The organism is Streptomyces sp. NPDC058284, from assembly GCF_042881135.1.
In the GTDB taxonomy this organism is placed as follows: domain Bacteria; phylum Actinomycetota; class Actinomycetes; order Streptomycetales; family Streptomycetaceae; genus Streptomyces.
This window is the reverse complement of record NZ_JBHVYE010000007.1, coordinates 212964-236563: the sequence shown is the minus strand read 5'-3', so window position 1 is coordinate 236563 and position 23600 is coordinate 212964. Positions and strand designations below refer to the sequence as shown.

The following is a 23600-nucleotide window of genomic DNA, read 5'->3' as shown; positions in this document are numbered from 1 at the left end:
CCGCCGTTTCCCGTCGGGCTTGGGGTGCTTTCCCGGCCACGGGTCACCCCCCCCTTCGCTGTCCCGACCTCCGCTCATCTGATTCAATGGAGCCATGGGCAGCCACCGGAACACCTCGACGGGTCGTCATGACCTCGAGCCCTTCTGGCCCTCCCGGCAGCATCACGACTTCGACCGGGTGTGTTGCCGCGCGATGAACGCGCGGGCCCTGTAAAGCCGTTGCACCCGGCCTGATGCCGCCGCAACCGGCCTTCGCCTGACGCGCACGACGTACGTCTCGTTCTCGACGACTCCTTCGCGCGAAAGAGCTGACTCCACCATGGCGAACTCCCGTTCCTTCCCCGCCCCCGCCGCGCCCGCCACCCGTACGGTGCCCGGACCCACCGCCCGCGGCCGTCTGCGGGCCGTCGCCCCCGACGAGGTGGCGCAGATCCCCGACTTCCTGCCGCCGGGCGCCACCTGGCTGCCCGCGCCGCAGCACACCCTGCCGACCCTGCCGGGGCAGCCGCCGATGGTCGGCTACCTCGTCCTCGTACCGGCGGGCCAGGAGCCGGTCACCGCGGATCCCGCGCCGCCCGGGACCCGCCCCGCCCCCGCTCCCGCCGCGGGACCCGTCACCATCGACACCGGGCAGCGCGCCGCCGAGGTCGACGGCCGCCCCCTCGACCTCACGTACCTGGAGTTCGAGCTGCTCGCGCACCTCGTCGCGCACCCCCACCGGGTGCACACCCGCGACCAGTTGGTGACGACGGTGTGGGGGTACGGGCACGTGGGCGACGGCCGGACCGTCGACGTCCACATCGCCCGGCTGCGGCGCAAGCTCGGTGCCGAGCACCGCAGGACGATCCAGACGGTGCGCCGGGTCGGCTACAAGTACGCGCCGCCCACACTTCGCTGACCTGGGATGTCGCTGGGTCCGGGCTCTGCCGGGAGCAGAATCCGGTTCCCCCGGCGCGGGTCGTCCGGGCAGAGTCGCCCTCATGCGACTTCTGATGCTGGGCGGAACCGAGTTCGTGGGACGCGCCGTCACCGAGGCGGCCCTCGCCCGGGGCTGGGAGGTGACCGTCTTCCACCGCGGCCACCACGCGGCGCCCGAGGGGGCCCGTGCCGTGCACGGCGACCGCACGGCCGACGGCGGCCTCTCGGCGCTCGCCGAGGGCGAGTGGGACGTGGTGGTCGACACCTGGTCGGCGGCGCCGCGGGTGGTGCGGGAGTCGGCGAGGCTGCTCGCGGGGCGGGCCGGGCGGTACGTCTACGTCTCCAGCGGCTCCGTCTACGCGTACCCCGGCGCGGCCGGCTCCGACGAGGGCTTCCCCGTGGTGGACGGCGATCCGGACGCGGAGGCCACGGCGTACGCGCAGGACAAGCGGGGCGGCGAGCTTGCGGCGCTCGACGGGTTCGGGGCCGGGCGTACGGTGCTCGCGCGGGCCGGGCTGATCCTCGGCCCGTACGAGAACATCGGGCGGCTGCCGTGGTGGCTGAACCGCGTCGCGCGGGGCGGCCCCGTACTCGCCCCGGGCCCCCGCGACCTGCACATCCAGTACATCGATGTGCGGGACCTCGCCGAGTGGATCCTCGACGCGGGCGCTGCGGGGCTGCAAGGGGCGTACAACCTGGTCAGCCCGATGGGGCGGACCACGATGGGCGAACTGCTCGACGCGTGCCTCGAGGTGGCGGGCGCCCCGGACGCGTCGCTGCGGTGGACGGATCCTCAGGTGGTGCTCGGCGCGGGCATCGAGCAGTGGATGGAGCTGCCGGTGTGGCTGGCCCCGGGCGAGCTGCACGACACGATGCACCGGACGTCCTCGGAGAAGGCGGTCGCCGCGGGGCTCAGGTCGAGGCCGGTGGCCGAGACGGTGCGCGACACGTGGGAGTGGCTGCGGTCCATCGGCGGGAGCGCGCCGCAGCGGCCGGACCGCCCGGTCGTCGGGCTCGCCCCCGAGAAGGAGGCGAAGGCCCTGGGCCTGGCGTGACGTGCCGCGGCCCCGGCGCGAAGGCCCTGGGCCCGGCGTGACGTGCCGCGGCCCCGGCGCGGGGACTCCGCGCCGGGGCCGTGACCTTTCGGCCGGGCCCGCTCAACGGCCGCTCGGGACGGCGGCCTCGGGCCGCCCGGTCCGCCCCTGGTCCGCGGGGGTGTCCTCCGCGTCGTGCGAGATCCGCGGGAGCCACCCGAGGCAGCGCGGCGTGTGCCAGTTGCGCTCGCCGAGCAGGGTCATCAGGGAGGGCAGCAGGATCATGCGGACCACCGTGGCGTCCAGGAGGACCGCCACGCCCAGGCCCACGCCCATCTGCTGCATGTCCTGCATGGACAGCGTGCCGAAGACCGCGAAGACCGCCACCATGATCACGGCCGCGCCGGTGACCGCGCCCGCCGTGCGCGTGATGCCCTCACGGATCGCCGAGCGGTTGTCCAGGCCGCGGTCGCGGAACTCGCGGATCCGGGAGACCACGAACACGTGGTAGTCCATGGAGAGTCCGAAGAGGACGACCAGGACGAACAGCGGCATCCAGTTCTCGATCGCGCCGGCCTTCTCCGAGCCGATCAGCTCCGCGCCCCAGCCGTACTGGAAGACGGCGGTCATGACGCCGTAGGCGGCGCCCACCGACAGCAGGTTCAGCGCGATCGACGTCACCGCGATCACCACCGAGCGGAAGCTGACGAGCATCAGCAGGAAGGTCACCGCGGCGATGAAGACGAAGACCGGCAGGATGCCCTTGCCGAGCTGGTCGCTGAAGTCCTGGGACGATGCCAGGTCGCCGCCCACGTAGGCCTCGGCGTCCACCCCGTCGAACGCCGCGGGGACCGTGTCGTCCCGCAGGTCGTGCAGTGCCTTCTTCGCCTCGGCGTCCGTGCCGTCGCCGGGCAGCGGGACCGCGACCTCGGCGACGTCGGCCGCCCGGTGGACGGTGAGTTCGGCGCCGTCGCCCGCCTCGCGGGTCAGCGAGGCGAGGGCGGCCCGCACCGGGGCGGAGTCGATGTCGTCGGCCTTCACGACCACGCGGGCGGGGGCGGGCCCGCCGGGGAACTTCGCGGTGATCTCCCGGTACGAGACGGAGAGCGGGGCGTCGGAGCCGAACTGCTTCTCCAGGCCGAGCTGTTCAGTTTTCATGCCGAGCGCGGGCGCGGCGAGGGCGAGCAGCAGGACGGCGGCGCCGGCGGCGAAGAACTTCGGGCGGGCCAGGACGGGCTTGAGGACGGTGCCCGCGATGCCGCCGCCGGCGTGCACGCCGTTCTTGGCGCGGCGGTTCAGGAACGGGATGCGGCCCGCGTCGATCCGGTCGCCGAGCCAGGAGAGCAGCGCGGGCAGCACCGTGACCGAGCCGAGCATCGCCACGCAGACCACCAGGATCGTGGCGACGGCGAAGCCCTTGAAGAGCAGCAGGCCGGACAGGAACATGCCCGCCATCGCGACCATCACCGTCAGACCCGAGACGAGGACGGCGCGTCCGCTGGTGGCCGCGGCGATCCGCAGCGCCGTCTCCGCGTCCCTGCCCGCGGCCCGCTCGTCGCGTTCGCGGCGCAGGTAGAACAGGCAGTAGTCGACGCCGACCGCGAGGCCCATCAGGAACATCACGGAGTACGTCGTCTCGAAGAGGTGCACCTGATGGCTGGCCAGCGAGAGCAGTCCGAAGGCGCCCAGGCACGCGGTGAGGGCGAGGCCCACGGGGAGCAGCGCGGCGACCACGGCGCCGAAGGCGACCAGGAGGATGCCGAGCGCCAGCGGCACCGCGGTGAACTCGGCCTTCTTGAAGTCGTCGGCGAGCAGGTCGGACAGTGCCTTCTCGGAGCTCGCGTCGCCGAACTGGTGGACGGTGACACCGTGCGCCGCGCCCTCCTTCCCCGCCTTCGCCACGGCGTCGAGCACCGGCTGGACGCGGTCGGCGGCGTCCTTCGACGCGCCCTTGATCTCGAAGCGCAGCAGCGCGTCCTTGCCGCCCTCGGCGGGCAGCGGCGCTTGAACGCCCCGTACATCGCCCGTCGCGGTCAGCGCCTTCGACAGGTCGGCCGCCGCGTCCCGCCAGCCCCCGGCGGTCCGCGCGCTGACCATGACGAGCTCGCCCGCGGGCTCGTCGATGTCCGCGTCCTTCAGGATTTTGGCGGCCCTGGCCGAGTCGCCGACGTCCATCTCGTCGTCGGAGGCGGTGACCATGCCGGAGCCCCCGCCGATGACCGTGGCAAGGACCACGAAGACCAGCCAGCCGAGGACGGCCGCCTTCCGGTGGTGTGCGCTCCACACACCGAGTCGTGCCGCGAGGTTCCGCCTCATGGCGATCCGCCCCCATCAAGTCTGCGTATGCGTCGGATAAGACGTGACTCACGCTAGGAATCGGGGAGCGGACGCCCCAGCCGCCGAGGCCCCCTGTCGCCGGAGCGCAGGGCGAGTGCGTGGGGTGTCGTCAGGTACACCCACGCCCGGGTGCGGAGCCCAATGCCCCGCGCCCGCGCCACCAGCGAGAATGGGGGGCGTGCCGGTCGCGGGCAGCGGACGGACGACACATCGAGAGGGGCTCAAGGTCATGACGAGGCTACGGAACGCATGGGTTGCCGGGGCGCGGGGGCTGTACCTGGCGATCGCCTCGCTCGCGGGCTCGATCACCCTCTTCGTCCTGTCGGTGCTGTCGATCGCCTTCATCCTGCTCGGCGTCGGCGTGTTCACCACGCCGGTCGTGCTGAGCGCTCTCCGGCACTGGGCGACGCTGCGGCGCGACCAGGCCGGCCGGTGGGCGGGCGTGACGATCCCGGTCCCCTACCGCGCCTTCCCCGCCGACCTGCGCTCGGGCGTCACGGGGCAGGTGGAGCGCTGCTCCCTGATGCTCAAGGACCCGGCGACCTGGCGCGATCTGCAGTGGCTGCTCGTCGACATGGTCGGCGGCCTGGTGTCCGCGATCTTCGCGCCCGCGCTGCTGCTGTACTGGCTCTACGGCTGGGTGCTCGCCCTCGGCGTGTGGAAGCCGATCCACGACGCGGGCGGCGGCGAGTGGTACGGCTTCATCCACGTCACGTCGCAGTCCACGGCCAACCAGGCCGCCGCGCTCGGCACCGCCCTCCTGGTGCTCGGCGTGTTCGTCAACCCCTCCCTCATCCGCGGCCACTTCCTCCTGGCCCGTACGCTCCTCGCGCCCACCACGAGCATGCGCGAGCGCGAACTGGCGCTGCGCGTGGACCGGTTGACCGAGACGCGGCACGACGCCGTGGACAACTCCGCCGCCGAGCTGCGCCGCATCGAGCGTGACCTGCACGACGGCGCGCAGGCCCGCCTCGTCGCCATGGGCATGGACCTCGGCACCATCGAGGCACTGGTCGACGCGGACCCGGCCAAGGCCAAGGAGCTGCTGGCCAAGGCCCGGCAGAGCTCCGGCGAAGCACTGACCGAGCTGCGCGACCTGGTCCGCGGCATCCACCCGCCGGTCCTCGCCGAACGCGGCCTCGGCGACGCGGTGAAGGCCCTCGCCCTGCGCCTTCCGGTCACCACCGAGGTCGACGTGGAGCTGGCGGGGCGCGCCGGGGAATCGGTCGAGTCGGCCGCGTACTTCGCGGTCAGCGAGACCCTCACCAACGCGATCAAGCACTCGGGCGCCGACCGGATCTGGGTGGACATGCACCACGCCGACGGCATGCTGCGCATAGCCGTCACCGACAACGGCAAGGGCGGCGCCTCCCTGGGGGCGGGCACCGGGCTGAGCGGTGTCGAGACGCGACTCGGTACATTCGACGGCGTACTGGCCGTCAGCAGCCCCGCGGGCGGTCCGACCATGGTGACCATGGAGATCCCTTGCGAGTTGTCCTAGCCGAAGACCTCTTCCTGCTGCGCGACGGCCTGGTGCGGATGCTGGAGGCGTTCGACTTCGAGATCGCGGCGGCCGTGGAGAGCGGGCCCGAACTGAGCAAGGCCCTCGCCGAGTTGCAGCCGGACGTCGCCGTGGTCGACGTCCGGCTCCCGCCGTCCCACACGGACGAGGGCCTGCAGTGCGCGCTCGCCGCCCGCAGGGCCCGGCCGGGGCTGCCCGTCCTCGTCCTCTCCCAGCACGTGGAGCAGTTGTACGCGCGCGAGCTGCTGGCCGACGGGAACGGCGGCGTCGGCTACCTCCTCAAGGACCGTGTCTTCGACGCCGCGCAGTTCATCGACGCCGTACGCAGGGTCGCGGCCGGCGGCACCGCGATGGACCCGCAGGTGATCCAGCAGCTCCTCTCGCGGCGCTCCGCCGACGAGCCGCTCGGCGCGCTCACCCCGCGCGAGCGCGAGGTCCTCGAACTCATGGCGCAGGGCCGGTCGAACGCGGCCATCGCCGCGCAGCTCGTCGTCACCGAGCGGGCCATCGCCAAGCACACGTCCAACATCTTCGCGAAGCTGGACCTCGCGGTCTCCGACGACGACAACCGGCGCGTGCTCGCGGTCATCGCCTACCTGGACCAGGGGCGCTGAACGCGCCGGGCCGCTGATGCGTATGTAGCCCCATGGGACGCAACAAGGGACGCACCTCACGAAAACGATCAAAGTTCACGCGGCGCATGGTCGCCGCGTCCGCGGCGCTGCTGCTCGGCGGCGGCGGGCTCGTCGCCGTGAACGTCTACGCGAACGCCGGGGAGGGCACGGACAAGACGCCCGCGCGGAACGCCGCGCAGCAGGTCTCCACCATCAGCTGTCCGGACGTGGGCAACCAGCTGCCCGAGGTGCCGGAGGCGGCACGCGGTGAGGTCGACCGCCGGCTGGCCGAGCTCGACACGCAGATCACCTCGGCCTACGACCGGTTCGGTCAGGTCCAGGACAAGGAATCGGTGCTGCCGCCGCTGGAGGAGCAGCGGCGGAGGACGCTCGGCCGGATCGGTGACGCGATGGACCGGGCGGGTGAGCGGCCTGACGGCATCGACGGCCTGGCGCCGTGCACCCTGCGCGCCGACGACCAGCAGTCCGGACAGGGGCAGGGGCAGCAGCCCGGACAGGGCCAGGGGCAGGAGCAGGGACAGGAGCAGGGGCGCAGCGGCAACGGCCCCGGGGCCGGTGACTTCGTCCCGATCAGGTCCGTCCGGCCCAACGTCGACCGCCCCCGCGACGGCCGGGGCGCCTCGCGCGGCACCTTCACCACGAACTGCGGCCGGAACGCGAACGGCAAGTTCAACCCGGACAACGTCATCGTCGCGCCCGGTGTGAGCAACGGCGCGCACCACATGCACGACTACGTGGGCAACCAGGCCACGGACGCCTTCTCCGGCGACGACGACCTCGCGCAGGGCCGCACCAGCTGCCGCAACCAGGGCGACAGGTCGACGTACTACTGGCCCGTCCTCAGGCTGCGGAACGGCAAGGACGAGAACGACGCGGGGGCCGACGGCGGCGGCAAGGACCAGAACGTCGGTGAGATCCAGACCCCCGCCTCGGTCACGCTGAAGTTCGCCGGGAACCCGGTGAGCAAGGTCGTGGCGATGCCGCGCTTCCTGCGCGTCATCACCGGGGACGCCAAGGCCTTCACCAACGGCGACGCCAACGCCAACGCCTCGTGGAGCTGCACCGGATTCGAGAACCGGCAGCTGAAGGACAAGTACCCGATCTGCCCGGCGGGCAGCAAGGTCGTACGGACGTTCACCTTCCAGAGCTGCTGGGACGGCAAGAACACCGACAGCGCCAACCACCGCACCCATGTCGCCTTCGCGGACCCGCGCACCGGCGCCTGCCCGCAGGGCTTCCGCGCCATCCCGCAGCTCGTGCAGCGCATCGTGTACGACGTGCCGCCGGGCCCCGGCTTCGCCGTCGACTCGTTCCCCGAACAGCTGCACAAACCCGTCACCGACCACGGCGACTTCATCAACGTGTTCGACGAGCGCCTGATGCGGCGCGTCGCGCGGTGCGTGAACGCAGGACAGCGCTGCAGCTGAGCGCCTGCTGCACCTGACCGCGCACCTGGCCCTGCGACCGTTCATCCCATGCGGTGACCGTGGTGGCCCCCGCCGTGCCTCCCCGCGGCGTCCACCACGGTCCCGCCGAGCCGTCCGCGCAGCGCCGCGATGTCATCGGCGCCGCCGACCGCCACCCACGTCCCGCCGACGAGGTACGTACCCCCGTAGTCGTTCGCCTCGTCGAGCCATTCGGCCTGGCCACGGCTGTTTGTAAAGGTTACGAGGACGTAGCGCCGGGCACCGTTCTGACAGGTGGCCTGGCGCAGTTCGGCCGCGTCCTTCCGGATCTCGGGCCTGCACCCCGCCTCCGCCGCCAGCTGCTCCAGGCTGCCGCTCGCCGTGTCCGGTGTGCCGTCACTCCCCGAGCCGCACCCCATCACCATCCCCATCAGCAGCCCTCCCACAGCCATGCCCGAAAACGCGCTCCGTGCTGCCCTCATCGGCACACCAGCCTCTCCCGGCGACTTGAACACGCCATCTCCCTCTCCACCGTTGAGCACGGGGGGCGGCACGGATACCGTGCGCCGCAGCCTTCACCTCAGGGGGTACACATGTCCGAACTGTCCCGACGTTCCGTGCTCGGCACCGCCGGCGCGCTCAGCATCGGCGCCGCCGTCGGCGGGGTTCCGCTGCCGGCCCACGCCGCCGACGGCCCCACAGGACCCACGGGACCCGCAGGGGGCCCCGCCTTCGATACGGATTCCGCGCGCTCCGCGCTCAACAGACTCCTGCCGCAGCACGCGGAGCAGATCCGTCTCAGACTCGTCCCGGCGCGGGACGGCGAGGACCGCTTCCGGGTCACCGGATCCACCGGCCGGATCGAGGTCTCCGGCACGACGCCCGCCGTCCAGCTCACCGGCGTCCACTGGTACCTGAAGTACGTGTGCGGGGCCCATATCACCTGGAACGGCAGCCAGTTGGACCTGCCTCGCAGGCTGCCCGCGCCGTCCCGCCCGCTGGAACGTTCCACCTCGCTCCCCCACCGGTTCGCCCTCAACGACACCAACGACGGGTACACCGCGCCGTACGCCGACTGGACGTACTGGGAGCGGATGATCGACGTACTCGCGCTGCACGGCTGCAACGAAGTCCTGGTCATCGCGGGCGCCGAGGCCGTGTACCACCAGGTCCTGCCGGAGTTCGGCTACTCCGACACGGAGGCCAGGGCCTGGCTGCCCGCCCCCACCCACCAGCCCTGGTGGCTGCTGCAGAACCTCTACGGGTACGGCGGCCCGCTCTCCGAGCAACTCATCGCCGACCGCGTGGGGTTGGGCCGCCGCATCGTGGGGCGGCTGCGGGAGCTCGGCATCGCCCCGGTCCTCCCCGGCTACTACGGGAACGTGCCCGCCGGGTTCGTCGAGCGCAACGGCGGGGACGCCCACGTCGTGCCGCAGGGCGTCTGGCACGGGTACCGGCGGCCCGACTGGCTCGACCCGCGCACCGCCGCCTTCGCGGAGGTCGCCGCCTCCTTCTACCGGCACCAGGAGCGCCTCTTCGGCCCGGCCGACCACTTCAAGATGGACCTCCTGCACGAGGGCGGCACCGCGGGCGACGTGCCCGTGCCCGCCGCCGCCAAGGGCGTGGAAGCCGCCCTGCAGAAGGCGCGGCCGGGGGCCACCTGGGTGATTCTCGGCTGGGAGGCGAACCCGCTGCCCGCGCTGCTCGACGCCGTCGACAAGAAGCGGATGCTGATCGTCGACGGGGTCTCGGACCGGTACGCGAGCGTGACCGACCGGGAGCGGGACTGGGGCGGGACCCCGTACGCGTTCGGGACCATCCCCAACTTCGGCGGGCGCACGACGATCGGGGCGCGCACCCACGTCTGGAACGAGAAGTTCTTCGCCTGGCGCGACAAGGCGGACAGCGCACTGGTCGGTACCGCGTTCATGCCGGAGGCCACCGACCGGGACCCCGCCGCCTTCGAACTCTTCTCCGAGCTGGCCTGGACCGAGGACCCGGTGGACCGGGACGCGTGGTTCTCCTCGTACGCCGACTTCCGCTACGGCGGGCGCGACCATGACGCACGGGCCGCCTGGCGGGCGCTGAACGACACCGCCTACCAGCACACCGCCGTCGAGCGCAGCGACGCGCACGACTCGCTGTTCGCCGCCCGGCCCGACCTCGCCGCCGCCCGCGCCGCCGAGTACGCGCCGCGCGCCCTGACCTACGACCCGGGCCGCTTCGACGCCGCGCTCGCCGGGCTGCTCGACGTGCGCGGCTCGCTGCGCGAGAACGCCGCGTACCGCAACGACCTGGTGGACGTCGCACGCCAGGCCCTCGCGCACCGCAGCCGCCAGCTCCTGCCGCAGCTGCGGACGGCGTACGCGAGGAAGGACCGGGAGACCTTCACCGCCCTGTCAACGCTGTGGCTGCGGCTCATGCGGCTCGCCGACGAGGTGACCGGCACGGCCCCCGCCTTCCTGCTCGGCCCCTGGGTGGCGGCCGCCCGGCAGATGGGGACGAACGACGCGGAGCGCACCGAGTTCGAGCGGACCGCGAAGGTCCTGATCACCGTCTGGGGCGACCGCGCCACGTCCGACGGCGGCCGGCTGCACGACTACGCCAACCGTGAGTGGCACGGCGTCATGGGTGACTTCTACGTCCCGCGCTGGCAGAAGTGGCTCGACGAGCTGGCCGACGCGCTCTCGGCCGGCCGGGCGCCGAGGGCGGTCGACTGGTTCGCGTTCGAGGAGCCGTGGACACGGGAGCGGAAGGACTATCCGCTGCGGCCCGTCGGCTCCTCGTACCGGACCGCCTCCCGCGTGCGGGACGTCCTGGCGCGGGCGCCCTACCAGGGCACCCTGACGGTCACCGCGGAGCCGGCCACCCTCCCGCCGGGCGGCTCGGCCCGCGTGGAGGCCGTCTTCCGCAACGTCAACGGGCTGCGCGCCACGGGCCGCGTCGACTTCACGTTGACCGGCATCGACGCGGAGCCGAAGGGCCCCGTCTCCCTGTGGCGGGTCGCGCCCGCGGGGACGGGGAAGGTCGCGTGGCGGGCCCGCACGCCCTCCGACAGGCCCCTGGACCGGCCGCTGCGGCCCCTGCCGTACGAGCTCGCCGTGGAGTACGGGCCCGCGGGCGAACCGCGGGTGCGGTCCGTCCACGAAGGCACGCTCTTCGAGGCGGGGCCGCTGAGCGACGCGTGGAAGACGTACACGAACAACGGCGCCGTCTTCGGGGAGCTCGACGGGCGGTACGGGATCCACGGTGGCGGGGCGGACCTGTGGAAGGGGACGACAGAGTTCGGGGCGCTGTACCGGGAGGGGGTGCTGCGGGACGGCGTGTCGGTGACGGTGCGGGTCGACACGCAGGCGGTCACCGGGCCGTGGGCGCGGGCCGGCATCATCAGCCGCGCGGCCCTCGGCACGCCCGGCTCCCGCGGATTCGTCGACCTCGCCGTCACACCGGCCAACGGCGTCGTCCTCTCCTACGACACCAACGGCGACGGCACGCTCGACACCTACCAGCGGCTGACCGGCATCAACGCGCCGGTGCTGCTGCGCCTCTCCCGCGAGGGCGCGTCGTTCACGGGAGCCTGCTCCACGGACGACGGCGCGACGTGGCGGACGGTGGCGACGGTGAGCGTGGCCGGGGCGGTGGCGGCGCAGGACGCGGGGATGTTCATGAGCGCGACGAACGGCGGGGACGGGGAGCGCGGCCTCGTGGAGTTCAGCCGGTGGGAGGTCGCCTAGCGGCACTCGTCCGGCGGGGGGCGTCGTAGCCGTCGGTGCGGCGGTTGGTGACGCCCCCCTGCCGGAAAAATCGCGTGACGGGAAGCCGCGCGCGTGTGAGGGTGGGGCCGTGAACGACGACTGGGAGAAGCGGCTCGCGGCGGCCTGGGACGAACTGGACGGCTACGGCGAGGACGAGGGCGGTGAGTTCCGCGCGCTGATCGACCGGCTGGTGGCCGAGCTTCCCGAGAACGACCCCGTCGGAGCCTTCGAGCGCGCCTGCGCCTTCGACTCCACCGGCCACTCCGACCGCGCCGTGCCCCTCTACCAGGAGGCGCTGGACCGCGGACTGCGGGGCTACCGCAGGCGCCGCACCGTCATCCAGCTCGCCAGCTCCCTGCGGAACACGGGCCGCGCCGAGGAGGGCGTCGCACTCCTGACGCCCGAACTCGACGCGCCGAGCGACGAGTTGGACGACGCCGTCCGCGCCTGCCTGGCCCTGTGTCTGGCGGACCTCGGCCGCGAACGCGAGGGACTCGCCCTGGTGCTCGGCGCCCTCGCGCCCCATCTCCCGCGCTACCAGCGGTCGATGGGCAACTACGCCCGCGCGCTCGTGGAGGACGTTCGCTCCTAGGGCCTCTCCGCAGGCGCGGCCCAGAGGTGACCATCCGAGGATTCGCTCGTTTTGCTGAACGTGTCGTCGAATGTGCAGTCTCACTCGAAGTCCCCGAACGCCAGCGGTCCCGCCCCCGTCGTCGACGTGGAGCAGGCCGAGGCCGCCCTCGTGGAGCACTACCCGCGGCTCGTCCGGCTGGCCTACCTGGTGCTGCCGCCGAGCCTCGGCCGCAACCGCCGGGTCCTGACCGCCCACGCCCTCACCCAGCGCGCCCTGCCCCGCACCCGCAGGACCGCGGGTGCGGCCGTGGTCCCCGCGCAGCGCGGCCACGGGCCCCAGGGCGACCCCGGATACGCGTACGTACGCCTGCGGGTGCTGCGCGGCGCCCTCGACGCGGGGCTGCCGCTGCGGTGGACCGCCTGGCCCAAGCGGGCCCAGCTGCCGCCGCTCCTTCCGCAGGTGCGCGGGCTGCGGCTCTTCCCGCGCTCGGGCGGCGCCGACGAACTCGCCCTCGACCAGCGCCTCGCCGCCCTGTCCTGCGCCGGCCGCGCCGCCTACGTCCTGCGCGGTCTTGAGGAGCTCGACGAGCCCGATGTGTGCGCGGTGCTGTCCGCCGCCGGCTGCGACGACCCGGAGGACGCGCTCGACGAGGCCGACGAGGTCGAGGACCGGTACGACCTGCTCGCCTCCACGGAGTTCGACCCCTGCTCCCTGCATGCCAGGCCCACCGACCTGATGCGGCGCAGGCAGCACATGAAGGCCGCGGGCGTCGCCGCCGTCGCCGCGCTGGTGTGCGGGGCGCTGCTCGGGCTGCCGGGAGAGGGCTGGGGACCCGACGGCGCCGCCGCGCCCCCGTACGCGCAGAACCCGGCAGGGCAGGCCGCCCTCGATCCGGGGCAGCTGACGGTGGCCACCGCGTCGGCGTGGAAACGTTCCTCGCGCACCGACTTCACCACGTGGCCCGCCCGCGGCAATTTGATCGGCGACAAGGAGCTGCTCCGGCGCGCCCTCGCCGTCTGGGCGCGGCCCGGCGAATCCGTGCAGGTCTCGGCGACCCCGGGCACCCCGGCCGGCGCCCCGCCGGGACCCGCCCAGCTGCTCTTCGCCGGTGACGTCGACTCCGCGCGCGTGGTGCTGCTCTACGACGGCCTGCGCATCGCGCGGTACGCGGAGCCGCGCGAGGGCACCGGCGGTGCCGCGCTCGACTTCGCACGGGTGGACGGCGCGACCGGCACCGAGGCGAACGCCGTCGTCGTCGACCGCGCCGACGGGAACATCCGCTACCTGACCGCCCCCTGGGTCAGCTCCGTTTCGGTGCAGGACCTGCTGAAGCCCGCCTCGAAGGCCGTCGCCCTGCACCGCTCGAAGGACGGCGTCACCGACCCCTTCACCGGCCCGGTGCAGACCGGGCGGTGCACGTCGTGGAACGCGCTGCGGCTGCGCGACGACTCCGGCGCCGTCCGCATGTCGACCGACCTCGGCGAGCTCGTCCCCGCCCATCTGACCGCGGGCCGCCCCGCGGCCCCGCGCGAGGCCACGCCCGCCGAGTGGTCGAAGTCGGCCTGCTCCCTGGCGTCGGTGAGCTCGCACGGCGTACGCACCGTGAACTCCTGGACGTACGCCCGTCAGCCGCTGCCCGAGGGCAACGGCACCGCCGACTGGGTCTGCACCCGCGCCGAGACGTGGCGGGGCGAGGGTACCCGGATCCTCGCCCAGTTCCAGCCGGCCGACGGGCCCACGGGCGCCGTCGCCGCGAAGGCCGAGGACTCCCCCGCGTGCGGCGGCCGTGACCCGCGGGTCCTCGCGGGGGTGCGCTGGAAGTCCCGCGCGGGCGGCTGGTACCTCCTTGCCGCCGCCAACAAGGAGGCCACGTCGATCGTCGCGACGGGCGGCGTACGGGTGCCGGGCAACGTCCTCGCGACGAGGACGAAGCGGGACGCGGAGACCAGCCTGACCGCCACCCTGCCGGACGGCGGCAAGCTGAACCCGCTGCGGTAGCGCCGGGGCGCCCTGTCCGAAGTTCCCCTCCCGGACCCCTGTACCGCCGAACTACCGCTCAGTACATTGACGCCATGTCTAATACGCAGAGCCGGGTGCCCGAGCCCGTCGCGTCCGAACGCATACCGCTCAAGGCACGCAACGTCTCCTTCTCCTGGGAGAACACCCCGCTCCACTGGCTCCCGGACGACCCGTTCACCACGCACACCATCAACGTGCTGCATCTGCTGCTGCCCGCGGGTGAGCGCTGGTTCGTCCACGTCTACAAGCAGGTCCTGCCGCTCATCCGCGACGAGAGACTGCGCGAGGACGTCATCGGGTTCATCGGCCAGGAGGCCATGCACTCGCAGGCCCACGACGAGGTCCTGCCGCACCTCAAGGAGCAGGGGCTCGACCCGACGCCGTACACCGCGCAGGTCGACTGGCTCTTCGAGAAGCTGCTCGGCGACCGGACCCTGCCGCCGGGCAGGGCCCGCAAGTGGTGGCTGATGGAGCGCGTCGCGATGATCGCGGCCATCGAGCACTACACCGCGTTCCTCGGCGACTGGGTGCTGAACGCCGACGAGCTGGACCGCAGGGGCGCCGACCCGACGATGCTCGACCTGCTGCGCTGGCACGGCGCGGAGGAGGTCGAACACCGCTCCGTCGCCTTCGAGGTGTTCATGCACGTCGACGGCGCCTACCGGCGCCGGGCCAGGACCTGGGCGACCGCGTTCGGCGCGCTGGTCTTCCTCTGGCAGCGCGGGGCCCGGTTCTTCATGGCGAACGACCCGACGCTCACCGGCGGCAAGGCGTCCTTCAAGGACTTCTACCGCAGCGGCAGGGCGGGGACGCTGCCCACCACCGGCGACATGATCCGCTCCATACCCCGCTACCTCAGCAGGGATTACCACCCCTCGCGGGAAGGCAGCACCGAGCAGGCCGTCGCCTACCTCGCCTCCTCGCCCGCCGCCGTCGCCGCCCTCGCGGCCGAGAAGGGGGCCCTCTGACATGCCCCGCATCCGCACCGTCGCCCTCGTCGCGGGCGCCGCCCTGCTCACCCGGCGGGCCCTGCGCCGCCGCGTCGATGCGTCCCCGCTGTGGCCGCTGCCCGCCCTGGAGGAGCCGGTCTCCGGACGGCCACGCTCCCGGGCGCTGCGGCTCCTCGTCACCCGGCACGAGAGCGTCGCCGACGGCGTCGTCCAACTGCGCCTGGAGGGCGCCGACCTGCCGCCGTGGACCCCCGGCGCCCACCTCGACCTCGTGCTGCCCTCGGGGCTCGTACGGCAGTACTCGCTCTGCGGCGACCCCGAGGACTCCTCCTCGTACACCGTCACGACCCGGCTGATCACCGCAGGACAGGGTGGCAGGGGCGGCTCGCGTGAGGTGCACGAGCGGCTCCGGGAGGGCGCCCGGGTCGAGGTGCGCGGGCCGCGCAACCGCTTCCCGCTCGCCGACGCGACGTCGTACGTCTTCGTGGCGGGCGGCATCGGCATCACGCCGATCCTGCCCATGCTGCGGGCCGTCGAGGCCTCCGGGGCACCGTGGCGGCTCCTGTACGGCGGGCGCTCTCGCTCCTCGATGCCGTTCCTCGAAGAGGTCCAGAAGCTCGGCGGCGCCGGGCGGCAGCGGGTGACCGTCGTCGCCGAGGACGAGGACGGCCTTCCCGACCTGGCCGCCTTCCTCGACGGCGCCCCGCGGGGCACCGCCGTCCACGTGTGCGGCCCCGAGCCCCTGATCGACGCCGTCGAAGCCGCCCTGCCCGACGGGTGCTCGCTGCACCTGGAACGTTTCACGCCCCGCACCGACAGCGAGGGCAATGCCGCCTTCGAGGTCGAACTGCGGCGCAGCGGCCGCACGGTGGCGGTCGCCGCGGACACCTCGGTGCTCGCCGCGGTCCGCGCCGAGCTGCCGGACACCGCGTACAGCTGCGAGCAGGGGTTCTGCGGGACGTGCCAACAGCGCGTCGTGGACGGGGAGATCGACCACCGCGACGAACTCCTCACGGACGCCGAGCGGAGCGGCTCCATGCTCATCTGCGTCTCGCGGGCGCGCGGGGGGCGGCTCGTGCTCGACATGTGAGACACCGGGTTCTGCTCGGTAAGGTGTTCGCATGACAACCGGGGTGCGCCGCAGGATGGGTGTCGAGGAGCGGCGGCAGCAGCTGATCGGGGTCGCGCTCGAACTGTTCAGCCACCGCTCGCCCGACGACGTCTCCATCGACGAGATAGCGGCGGCCGCGGGCATCTCGCGCCCGCTGGTCTACCACTACTTCCCCGGCAAACTCAGCCTGTACGAGGCGGCGTTGCGCCGGGCGGCGGAGGATCTGGCCGACCGGTTCGTGGAGCCGCGCGAAGGCCCCCTCGGGGCGCGGCTGCTGCGGGTGATGGGGCGCTTCCTCGACTTCGTCGACGAGCACGGCCCCGGCTTCTCGGCGCTGATGCGCGGCGGCCCGGCGGTCTCCGCGGGGGGTGCGTACGCACGCGCGGCCGTCTCGACGACGAACGCGCTGATCGACTCGGTGCGGCAGGCGGCGTACGACCAGATCCTCACGCACCTGGGCGTCACCGATCCGCCCGCCCGGCTCGAACTGGTGGTGCGGTCCTGGATCTCGCTTGCCGAGTCGACGGCGCTGATCTGGCTGGACGGCCGCCGCATCCCGCGTGCGGAGCTGGAGTTGCAGCTGGTGCACGACTTCGCGGCGCTGACCGCGGTGAGCGCCGCGTACGACGAGGAGATGGCGGAGCTGCTGCGCACCGTCCTCGCCTCGGAGCCCGCCGACGGCCCGTTCGCCGAACTGATCGGGCGGCTGGTTACGCTCGCCCCATGACCACCGCACGCCTGACCGTCCGCCCGGCGACGGACGACGACATCGACACGCTCGTCTCCCTCTACGAGGGCGCGGCCCGCTGGATGGCGGAGCGCGGCATTGCCCAGTGGCAGCCGGGCGCCAAGGACGAGCGGCACTTCCGCCGGCTGATCGGATGCGACTGCGCACAGGTGTGGCTCGCCGACGACGGGGACGAGGGGAACGCCGCCGGGGCGTACGAGCTCTGGTGGTCCGACGAGCAGGCGTGGGGCGTCCAGCCGCCCGTCGCCGGGTACGTGCACCGGCTGATGACACGCCGCGGCGCGCCCTCGGGGACGGGCCGCGAGCTGCTCAGGGACGCCGAGCGGCGGATCGCCGCGGCGGGGCGCGGGCTGGCCCGCCTGGACTGCGTGACGTCCAACCCCCGGCTGCGCACGTACTACGAGGAGGCCGGCTACACCGTCGTCGGCGAACTGCGGGACAAGCGCGCCGCGGACGGCGGCTCGTACGGCGTGCTGCTCCTGGAGAGGCCGCTCGGCCCGTAGCGCTGCAAGGACAGGGGATTCAAGGACAGGGGATTCAAGGACAGGCTCTCAGGAGCCGTCCGCGCGCAGCCGCATCGCGAGGAGTGCGATGTCGTCGTCGCGGTCGTGGCCGAGGCAGGCGAGCAGCGTGTCGCAGAGGGCGGTGACGCCGAGCGGCGCGCCGGCCGCGACGGTGCGCAGCTGCTCCATGGAGACCGCGAGGTCCGTGCCGCGGGTCTCGATGAGCCCGTCGGTGACCATGAGGAGCCGGTCGGTGGGGAGCAGGACCGTCTCGGTGGGCGGTGGCCGGTCCAGGCCGAGGCCGAGCAGCGGGCCGCTCGCCCTGAGGTAGGCGGCGGTGCCGTCGTCGCGGACGACGAGGGGCGGGATGTGCCCGGCGTTGGCGACGCGGGTGTGTCCGCCGGCCGGGTCGGTGAGGACCAGGCAGAGGGTGGCCGTCACCTCGGGGTGGTAGCGCTGCAGCATCTTGTCGAGGCGGCTCGCGAGCGTGCCGGGGTCGGGGTCCTCGACGCAGTAGGCGCGCAGCGCGTGCCGGATCTCGACCATCACGGTGGCGGCGTCCAGGGAGTGGCCGACGACGTCGCCGATGCCGGTGAGGAGGCCCTTGGAGGTGTCGAGCGCGGCGTAGAAGTCGCCGCCGATCTCCGTGTCGCGGGAGGCGGGTTCGTAGCGGACGACGACTTCGGTGCCGGGTGTCTGCGGCACGTGCGCCGGCAGGAAGCTGCGCTGGAGGGTCAGGGCGATGTGGCGCTCCACCTCGTACATGAGCAGGCGTTCCGCGGCGACCGCGGTGGCGTGGGCGAGCCGTCCCATGAGGCGCCCGGTGTCGGCGGGCAGCCCCTGGGCGTACGCGGGGACGGCCAGGCACACCGGCGCGCAGCCCTCGCGGGCGCGGGCCAGGGCGAGCCGGGCGCCGTCGGGCGCTCCGGTGGCGTCGGGCCGTTCGGCGTGGAAGAAGCCGGGCGGCCACAGGGGTGCGCGGACGACGGTGTCGCGCACGCCGACGCGGCCCGACATGTCGCGCTGGATGAGGCGGGCGACCGCGGTGTGCGCGCCGTCGTCGGGCAGGGAGGCGGCGGTCCTGCGCCGGGACAGGCCCAGGTGCAGCTCGCCGTTGTCGCCGAGGACGAACGCGGCGGCGGGGCCGAGGGTGAGGCGGGCGGTGCCGGCCGCGGCGGCCTCGGCGAGTTCGCGCGGGCAGCGCGCCGACTGGACGTCGAGGATGGTCTCGGCGAGCCGGGTCAGGTGTCCCGCCTGGGTCTCGGCGTCGCAGCGGTGGCGCGCCCCGCGGGCGGCTGCCCGCACGACGGCCTGGATCTCCTCCGGTTCGGCGGGGACCGTCAGGTAGGCCTCGCCGCCCGCGTCGAGGCCGCGGCACCGGTCGGCGGGGGCCGTCCGGGCGGCCGAGAAGTGCACGACGGGCAGAGCGGCGTAGGGCGGCATCTCCTTCATCCGGCGGCACAGTTCGAAACCGCTCATGTCGGGCAGCCCGACGTCGACGAGTGCCACGTCGGGCAGTTGCCCGGTGCGCCTGCGCGCGTCGAGCTCGATGAGGGCCTCGCGCGCGCTCGCGACGAGAACGACGCGGTGACCGTCCCTGCGCAGGACCGCGCCCAGTGCGTATCGGCCGGCGGCGACGTCGTCCACCACCAGGACCGTAATGCCTGCCTTGTCGTTGACGCTCACTCGTGGCCCCTTTGGGGCTGGTGGGGCGGACCCCCGTTGGGCCCGCATCACCAAATTAGCGCCCCGACGGGCACTTCGGGGAATGATGGCGCCGCTGCGACCGGGACCGGTGAAGATCCCGGAACCTTTCCCGAACACGGCGCGTATGAGGTTAAGATCCGCGCCGCCCGGCGACGGGGCACCGTCGCGTACGCACTGCGTACGCGCTTTCGGCACCCGTTCGGACCCGCCGTCCGCGGGGTGTGGATCCCGCGCGGACGCGGGTAGGCGTGCGGCATGTGCCCGATGCGGCGGACAACCTCGTGACCTTCGCGTTCCGCGCGGCGTTCACCCAGGTGTCAGGACCGCCGCCGGCGCCACCGCCCATCGAATCGAGCCCCTTCGGCACCAGCCACCACAGCCGCCACCCCGCCCTCGCAATTCCCCGCACTTACAAGGGATTTCATGACCCAGAACGCCACCGCCGCGCCCGCCGCCACCGACTCCGCGCCCGCACCGCGGTGGTGGCGCGACGCGGTCATCTACCAGGTCTATCCGCGCAGCTTCGCCGACGGGAACGGCGACGGCATGGGCGACCTGCCCGGCATCACGGCCCGCCTGCCCCATCTGCGCGACCTGGGCGTGGACGCCGTCTGGCTCTCCCCCTTCTACGCGTCGCCGCAGGCCGACGCCGGCTACGACGTGGCGGACTACCGCGCCGTCGACCCGGTGTTCGGCACCCTCACCGACGCCGACGACCTCATCCGCACGGCGCACGCCCTCGGCCTGCGCGTCATCTTCGACATCGTGCCCAACCACTGCTCGGACCGGCACGAGTGGTTCCGGCAGGCGCTGCGCGACGGCCCCGGGTCACCGGCGCGCGACCGCTTCCACTTCCGCCCCGGCAAGGGCGCCGGCGGAGAACTCCCGCCCAACGACTGGGAGTCCGTCTTCGGCGGCCCCGCCTGGACCCGCGTCGAGGACGGCGAGTGGTACCTCCACCTCTTCGCGGCCGAGCAGCCCGACTTCAACTGGGACCACCCCGCCGTCCACGAGGAGTTCCGCTCCGTCCTGCGGTTCTGGCTCGACATGGGCGTCGACGGCTTCCGCATCGACGTCGCGCACGGCCTGGTCAAGGCGTCGGGCCTGCCGGACATCGGCCACGGCGAGCAGGTCAGGCTGCTCGGCCGGCAGGACGTGCCGTACTTCGACCAGGACGGTGTGCACGCCATCTACCGCGACTGGCGCGGGATCCTGGAGGAGTACGGCGGGGAGCGCATCGCCGTCGCCGAGGCGTGGACCCCGACGGTCGAGCGCAGCGCCCGCTACCTGCGCCCCGACGAGCTGCACCAGGCGTTCAACTTCGAGTACCTGACGACCGGCTGGGACGCCGCCGCGCTGCGCGCCGTCATCGACCGCTCGCTGGCCGCGATGGACTCCGTGGGCGCGCCCGCCACGTGGGTGCTCTCCAACCACGACGTCGTACGCCACTCCACGCGCTTCGGCGACGGCGACGAGGAGCGGGGCCTGCGCCGGGCGCGGGCGGCCACGCTGCTGATGCTGGCGCTGCCCGGCTCCGCCTACCTCTACCAGGGCGAGGAGCTGGGGCTGCCCGAGGTCACCGAGCTGCCGGACGAGGTGCGTCAGGACCCGGCGTTCTTCCGCGGCTCGGGGCAGGACGGCACGCGGGACGGCTGCCGGGTGCCGCTGCCCTGGTCGGGACAGCACGCTCCGTACGGCTTCGGGCCCGTCGAGGGCGGCCCGAGCTGGCTGCCGCAGCCGGACTCCTGGCGGGACCTCTCGGTGGCGGCGCAGACCGGCGACCCGGCGTCGACGCTGGAGTTCTACCGGCGCGCGCTCGCCGTGCGCCGCGCCCACCCGGCCCTCGGCGCGGGCCGCGGCATCACGTGGCTGCCCTCTCCCGACGGCGTGCTCGCCTTCCGCCGCAGCGGCGCCGACGGCACCTTCGTCTGCACGGTGAACCTCACGGCGTCGCCGGTGGCGCTGCCCACCCCCGGCACGTTGCTGCTCGCGAGCGCGGAGGTCGGGCCCGGCGCCGCGGAGAGCGTGCTCCCGCCGGACTCGACGGCATGGTGGACGACCTGAGACGTCCCAGACGTCCCAGACGTCCCAGACGGCCCAGACGGCCCAGGCGCCCCTAGGGCCGCACCGGGTGGCGGCCTCGTTCCTGCGGCGTAGAGAATGCGGCCCGAACCCGACCAGGGGATGATCGGTCGAAGGGTGTGGATCTGGCAGACTCTGTCCCTATGGGTGAGACGACCGTGACGACACTTGAGGACGGGCAGAAGCCCGCCGCATCACCCATCGCGGGCGAGCGGGACGACCGCAGTGGGCGGACCTTCGCACGTCGTCTGAGCCGTCTCCGTACGCCCCGCCGCCCCCGGCTGTGGTTCGAGATCCTGCTGATCGCGGTGAGCTACTGGACGTACTCGCTGATCCGCAACGCCGTGCCGGAGCAGAAGTCCGCGGCCCTGCGCAACGCGGACTGGATCTGGCGGGTCGAGCAGGACCTGGGGATAGCGGTCGAGCAGAGCGTCAACCATGCCGTGGACTCGGTGACATGGCTCATCGTCGGCATGAACTACTACTACGCGACGTTGCATTTCGTGGTGACGCTCGGTGTCCTTATCTGGCTCTTCCGCAGCCATCCCGGCCGGTACGCCGCCGCCCGCCTGGTCCTCTTCGCGACGACGGCGGTGGCCCTGGTCGGCTACTACCTGTACCCGCTGGCGCCGCCCCGCCTGATGAACGGCACGCACTTCATCGACACCGTGATCGTCCACCACACCTGGGGCTCCATGGCGTCGGGCGACCTCAAGAGCATGTCGAACCAGTACGCGGCGATGCCGTCGATGCACATCGGCTGGTCCCTGTGGTGCGGCCTGACGATCTTCGCCCTGGCGTCGGTGCCGTGGGTGCGGGTGCTCGGCCTGCTCTACCCCACGGCGACGCTCGTCGTGATCGTGGCCACGGCCAACCACTTCTGGCTCGACGCGGTCGGCGGCATGCTCTGCCTGGCCTTCGGGTTCCTGGTGGCGCGCCTCTGGTACGGCGCGCTGCCGTACGCGCTGGCGCGCGAGGTCGCGGTCAGGACGTAGGGCGTGCGCCGGGCGCCGCCCCCGACCCCCTGACCCCCCGACCCTTCCTAGCCGAACGACTCGTCGCCGTCCCACTTCACGTGCACGACCTCGGGGGCGAGGCCGTGGACCACCGCGCGGCCGACGTCCTTCTTGAACTGGTCGATCGTGCCCTGGATGCCGCTCAGCGGGTACTTCGCCTCCAGCGCGGCGATCAGTGCCTCCGCCGAGACGCCGACCGTGCGGGCGAGCTGCGCGGTGTTGGCGGACCGGTTGTTCCAGCCCTTGGCGTTGTTGCGGCCCACGTGGATGGACTCCTCCGCGGTGATGCTGGAGGCGCCGGCCTCGTGGATCAGGTTCTGGCCGGCCACCGGGCGGGCCGTCAGGTGGAAGAGCGAGCCCTTGATCGTCGCCGAGGACTCGCCCGTCCTGCGGTCCCTGACCTCGCCGCCGCTGGTGAGCATCACATTGAGGTGGACGGCCAGCTGGGCCGTCGCCTTGCCGTCGCTCACGCTCACCGTCACGGGCCGCGAGATGAGATTGTTGCCGCCGTTGTTCCGGCACTCCCGGCCGAACTGGAATCCGCCGAGCGTACGGTCCTGGCCAACGATGATGTCCAGGAGCTGGTTCCAGTCGACGCGGGGGCCCACCTGGGTGTCGCCGACGCGCTGGACGGCGGTCGCGCGCTGCGCCGTCGCCGTCTCCGTCCCGGCGTGCGCGTGTGCCTCATGCTCGTGTGCCTCGTGCGCGTGTGCCTCGGGCGCCGGTCCGGAGAGGACCCGGTGGGCGTTGGCCTCGGCCTCGCGTTCGAACCGGTCGGACGGGTCGGACACCCGCAGCCCGTTGCCGTGGTCGGTGCCTGCGACGGGCCCCTGGCGCTGCTGGATGACGTGCGTCAGCTCGTGGGCGAGCGTATGCCGGTCCGCGCCGCCGTCGCCGATGACGACATGGCTGCCGGAGGTGTAGGCGCGGGCGCCGACCTCCGCCGCGGAGCTCTTCGCCGCGCTGTCGTCGTGGACGCGGACGTCGGAAAAGTCCGCGCCGAGGCGCGCTTCCATGTCGGTACGGGTGGCGGGGTCGAGCGGCCGCCCGCCGCTGCGCAGCACGTCGTGGACGGTGGAGCGCTGCACGGCCTCGGCGACGGCGGCGTTCCCCGCGGTGCGCTGCAGCGCGCGGATCTCCTGGGCCGACATGCCCCCGGCGCTCGACGGGGTCGCGGCGGCGCGGGCCGGCGCGCGGCCCGCGACCTTCTCCCCGTCGGCGGATCGGGCGGTTTCGCGGGCACGCATGGGGCCTCCAGGGACACGGACTCTGAACCCTTCCTG

18 protein-coding genes are annotated in these 23600 nt (G+C 73.2%); 14 read left to right on the top strand and 4 right to left on the bottom strand.

The annotated features are described in order from the left end of the window. Positions 1-319: 319 nt before the first annotated feature. Together ACFVYR_RS13225 and ACFVYR_RS13220 are read left to right on the top strand one after the other, a co-directional pair. A complete protein-coding gene (locus tag ACFVYR_RS13225; RefSeq protein ID WP_384257100.1) occupies positions 320-898 on the top strand; it encodes a winged helix-turn-helix domain-containing protein in 579 nt (192 codons plus the stop codon). Positions 899-980: 82 nt separating this feature from the next. Then, the gene (locus ACFVYR_RS13220) at positions 981-1973 is read left to right on the top strand and encodes an NAD-dependent epimerase/dehydratase family protein (RefSeq protein ID WP_384257098.1); all 993 of its coding nucleotides are present in this window, start codon (positions 981-983) and stop codon (positions 1971-1973) included. A 102-nt stretch (positions 1974-2075) separates the two neighbouring features. On the opposite strand, the gene ACFVYR_RS13215 is transcribed toward ACFVYR_RS13220, so the two are convergent. Beyond that, positions 2076-4268 carry an MMPL family transporter gene (locus tag ACFVYR_RS13215; RefSeq protein ID WP_384257097.1) on the bottom strand — a complete coding sequence of 731 codons (2193 nt, stop codon included), beginning with the start codon at positions 4266-4268 and terminating at the stop codon, positions 2076-2078. 250 nt (positions 4269-4518) lie between these two features. Between ACFVYR_RS13215 and ACFVYR_RS13210 the strand changes: the two genes are divergently transcribed. The 3 genes from ACFVYR_RS13210 to ACFVYR_RS13200 all read left to right on the top strand — a co-directional run bounded on the left by ACFVYR_RS13210 (position 4519) and on the right by ACFVYR_RS13200 (position 7873). Next, positions 4519-5790, top strand: coding sequence for a sensor histidine kinase (locus tag ACFVYR_RS13210; protein WP_384257095.1), 1272 nt, complete (start codon positions 4519-4521; stop codon positions 5788-5790). Beyond that, the gene (locus tag ACFVYR_RS13205; protein WP_384257092.1) at positions 5775-6425 is read left to right on the top strand and encodes a LuxR C-terminal-related transcriptional regulator; all 651 of its coding nucleotides are present in this window, start codon (positions 5775-5777) and stop codon (positions 6423-6425) included. Before ACFVYR_RS13210 ends, ACFVYR_RS13205 begins: the two co-directional genes overlap by 16 nt. Before the next feature lie 86 nt (positions 6426-6511). Then, a complete protein-coding gene (locus ACFVYR_RS13200; RefSeq protein ID WP_384257090.1) occupies positions 6512-7873 on the top strand; it encodes a DUF1996 domain-containing protein in 1362 nt (453 codons plus the stop codon). 41 nt (positions 7874-7914) lie between these two features. On the opposite strand, the gene ACFVYR_RS13195 is transcribed toward ACFVYR_RS13200, so the two are convergent. Then, the gene (locus tag ACFVYR_RS13195; RefSeq protein ID WP_384257088.1) at positions 7915-8304 is read right to left on the bottom strand and encodes a hypothetical protein; all 390 of its coding nucleotides are present in this window, start codon (positions 8302-8304) and stop codon (positions 7915-7917) included. Between the two features lie 141 nt (positions 8305-8445). Between ACFVYR_RS13195 and ACFVYR_RS13190 the strand changes: the two genes are divergently transcribed. The 7 genes from ACFVYR_RS13190 (at position 8446) to ACFVYR_RS13160 (ending at position 17512) form a co-directional block, all read left to right on the top strand. Next, positions 8446-11586: an alpha-N-acetylglucosaminidase gene (locus tag ACFVYR_RS13190; RefSeq protein ID WP_384257086.1), complete on the top strand. Its 3141-nt coding sequence runs from the start codon at positions 8446-8448 to the stop codon at positions 11584-11586. Between the two features lie 109 nt (positions 11587-11695). After that, positions 11696-12199, top strand: coding sequence for a tetratricopeptide repeat protein (locus ACFVYR_RS13185; RefSeq protein ID WP_384257084.1), 504 nt, complete (start codon positions 11696-11698; stop codon positions 12197-12199). 72 nt (positions 12200-12271) lie between these two features. Then, positions 12272-14179, top strand: a complete 1908-nt coding sequence (locus ACFVYR_RS13180; protein ID WP_384257081.1) for a hypothetical protein — start codon at positions 12272-12274, stop codon at positions 14177-14179. A gap of 74 nt (positions 14180-14253) precedes the next feature. Continuing rightward, positions 14254-15168, top strand: a complete 915-nt coding sequence (locus ACFVYR_RS13175) for a metal-dependent hydrolase (RefSeq protein ID WP_384257079.1) — start codon at positions 14254-14256, stop codon at positions 15166-15168. 1 nt (position 15169) lies between these two features. Beyond that, a complete protein-coding gene (locus ACFVYR_RS13170) occupies positions 15170-16240 on the top strand; it encodes a PDR/VanB family oxidoreductase (protein WP_384257077.1) in 1071 nt (356 codons plus the stop codon). 31 nt (positions 16241-16271) lie between these two features. Next, on the top strand, positions 16272-16988 hold the full coding sequence (locus ACFVYR_RS13165) for a TetR/AcrR family transcriptional regulator (protein ID WP_384257075.1): 717 nt from the start codon (positions 16272-16274) through the stop codon (positions 16986-16988). Beyond that, entirely contained in the window at positions 16985-17512 is a 528-nt protein-coding gene (locus tag ACFVYR_RS13160; RefSeq protein WP_384257072.1) for a GNAT family N-acetyltransferase, read from the top strand. The genes ACFVYR_RS13165 and ACFVYR_RS13160 overlap by 4 nt, the downstream gene beginning before the upstream one ends. Positions 17513-17560: 48 nt before the next feature. Here ACFVYR_RS13160 and ACFVYR_RS13155 read toward each other — a convergent pair whose 3' ends face one another. Next, positions 17561-19198, bottom strand: coding sequence for a SpoIIE family protein phosphatase (locus tag ACFVYR_RS13155; RefSeq protein ID WP_384257070.1), 1638 nt, complete (start codon positions 19196-19198; stop codon positions 17561-17563). Between the two features lie 444 nt (positions 19199-19642). On the opposite strand from ACFVYR_RS13155, the gene ACFVYR_RS13150 reads away from it, so the two are divergent. Next, positions 19643-21283, top strand: a complete 1641-nt coding sequence (locus ACFVYR_RS13150; protein ID WP_384257068.1) for a glycoside hydrolase family 13 protein — start codon at positions 19643-19645, stop codon at positions 21281-21283. A 161-nt stretch (positions 21284-21444) separates the two neighbouring features. After that, on the top strand, positions 21445-22296 hold the full coding sequence (locus tag ACFVYR_RS13145; RefSeq protein WP_384257066.1) for a phosphatase PAP2 family protein: 852 nt from the start codon (positions 21445-21447) through the stop codon (positions 22294-22296). Positions 22297-22343: 47 nt separating this feature from the next. Here the strand turns inward: ACFVYR_RS13145 and ACFVYR_RS13140 are convergent, their stop codons facing one another. After that, entirely contained in the window at positions 22344-23564 is a 1221-nt protein-coding gene (locus tag ACFVYR_RS13140; RefSeq protein ID WP_384257064.1) for a DUF4157 domain-containing protein, read from the bottom strand. Between the last annotated feature and the right edge of the window lie 36 nt (positions 23565-23600).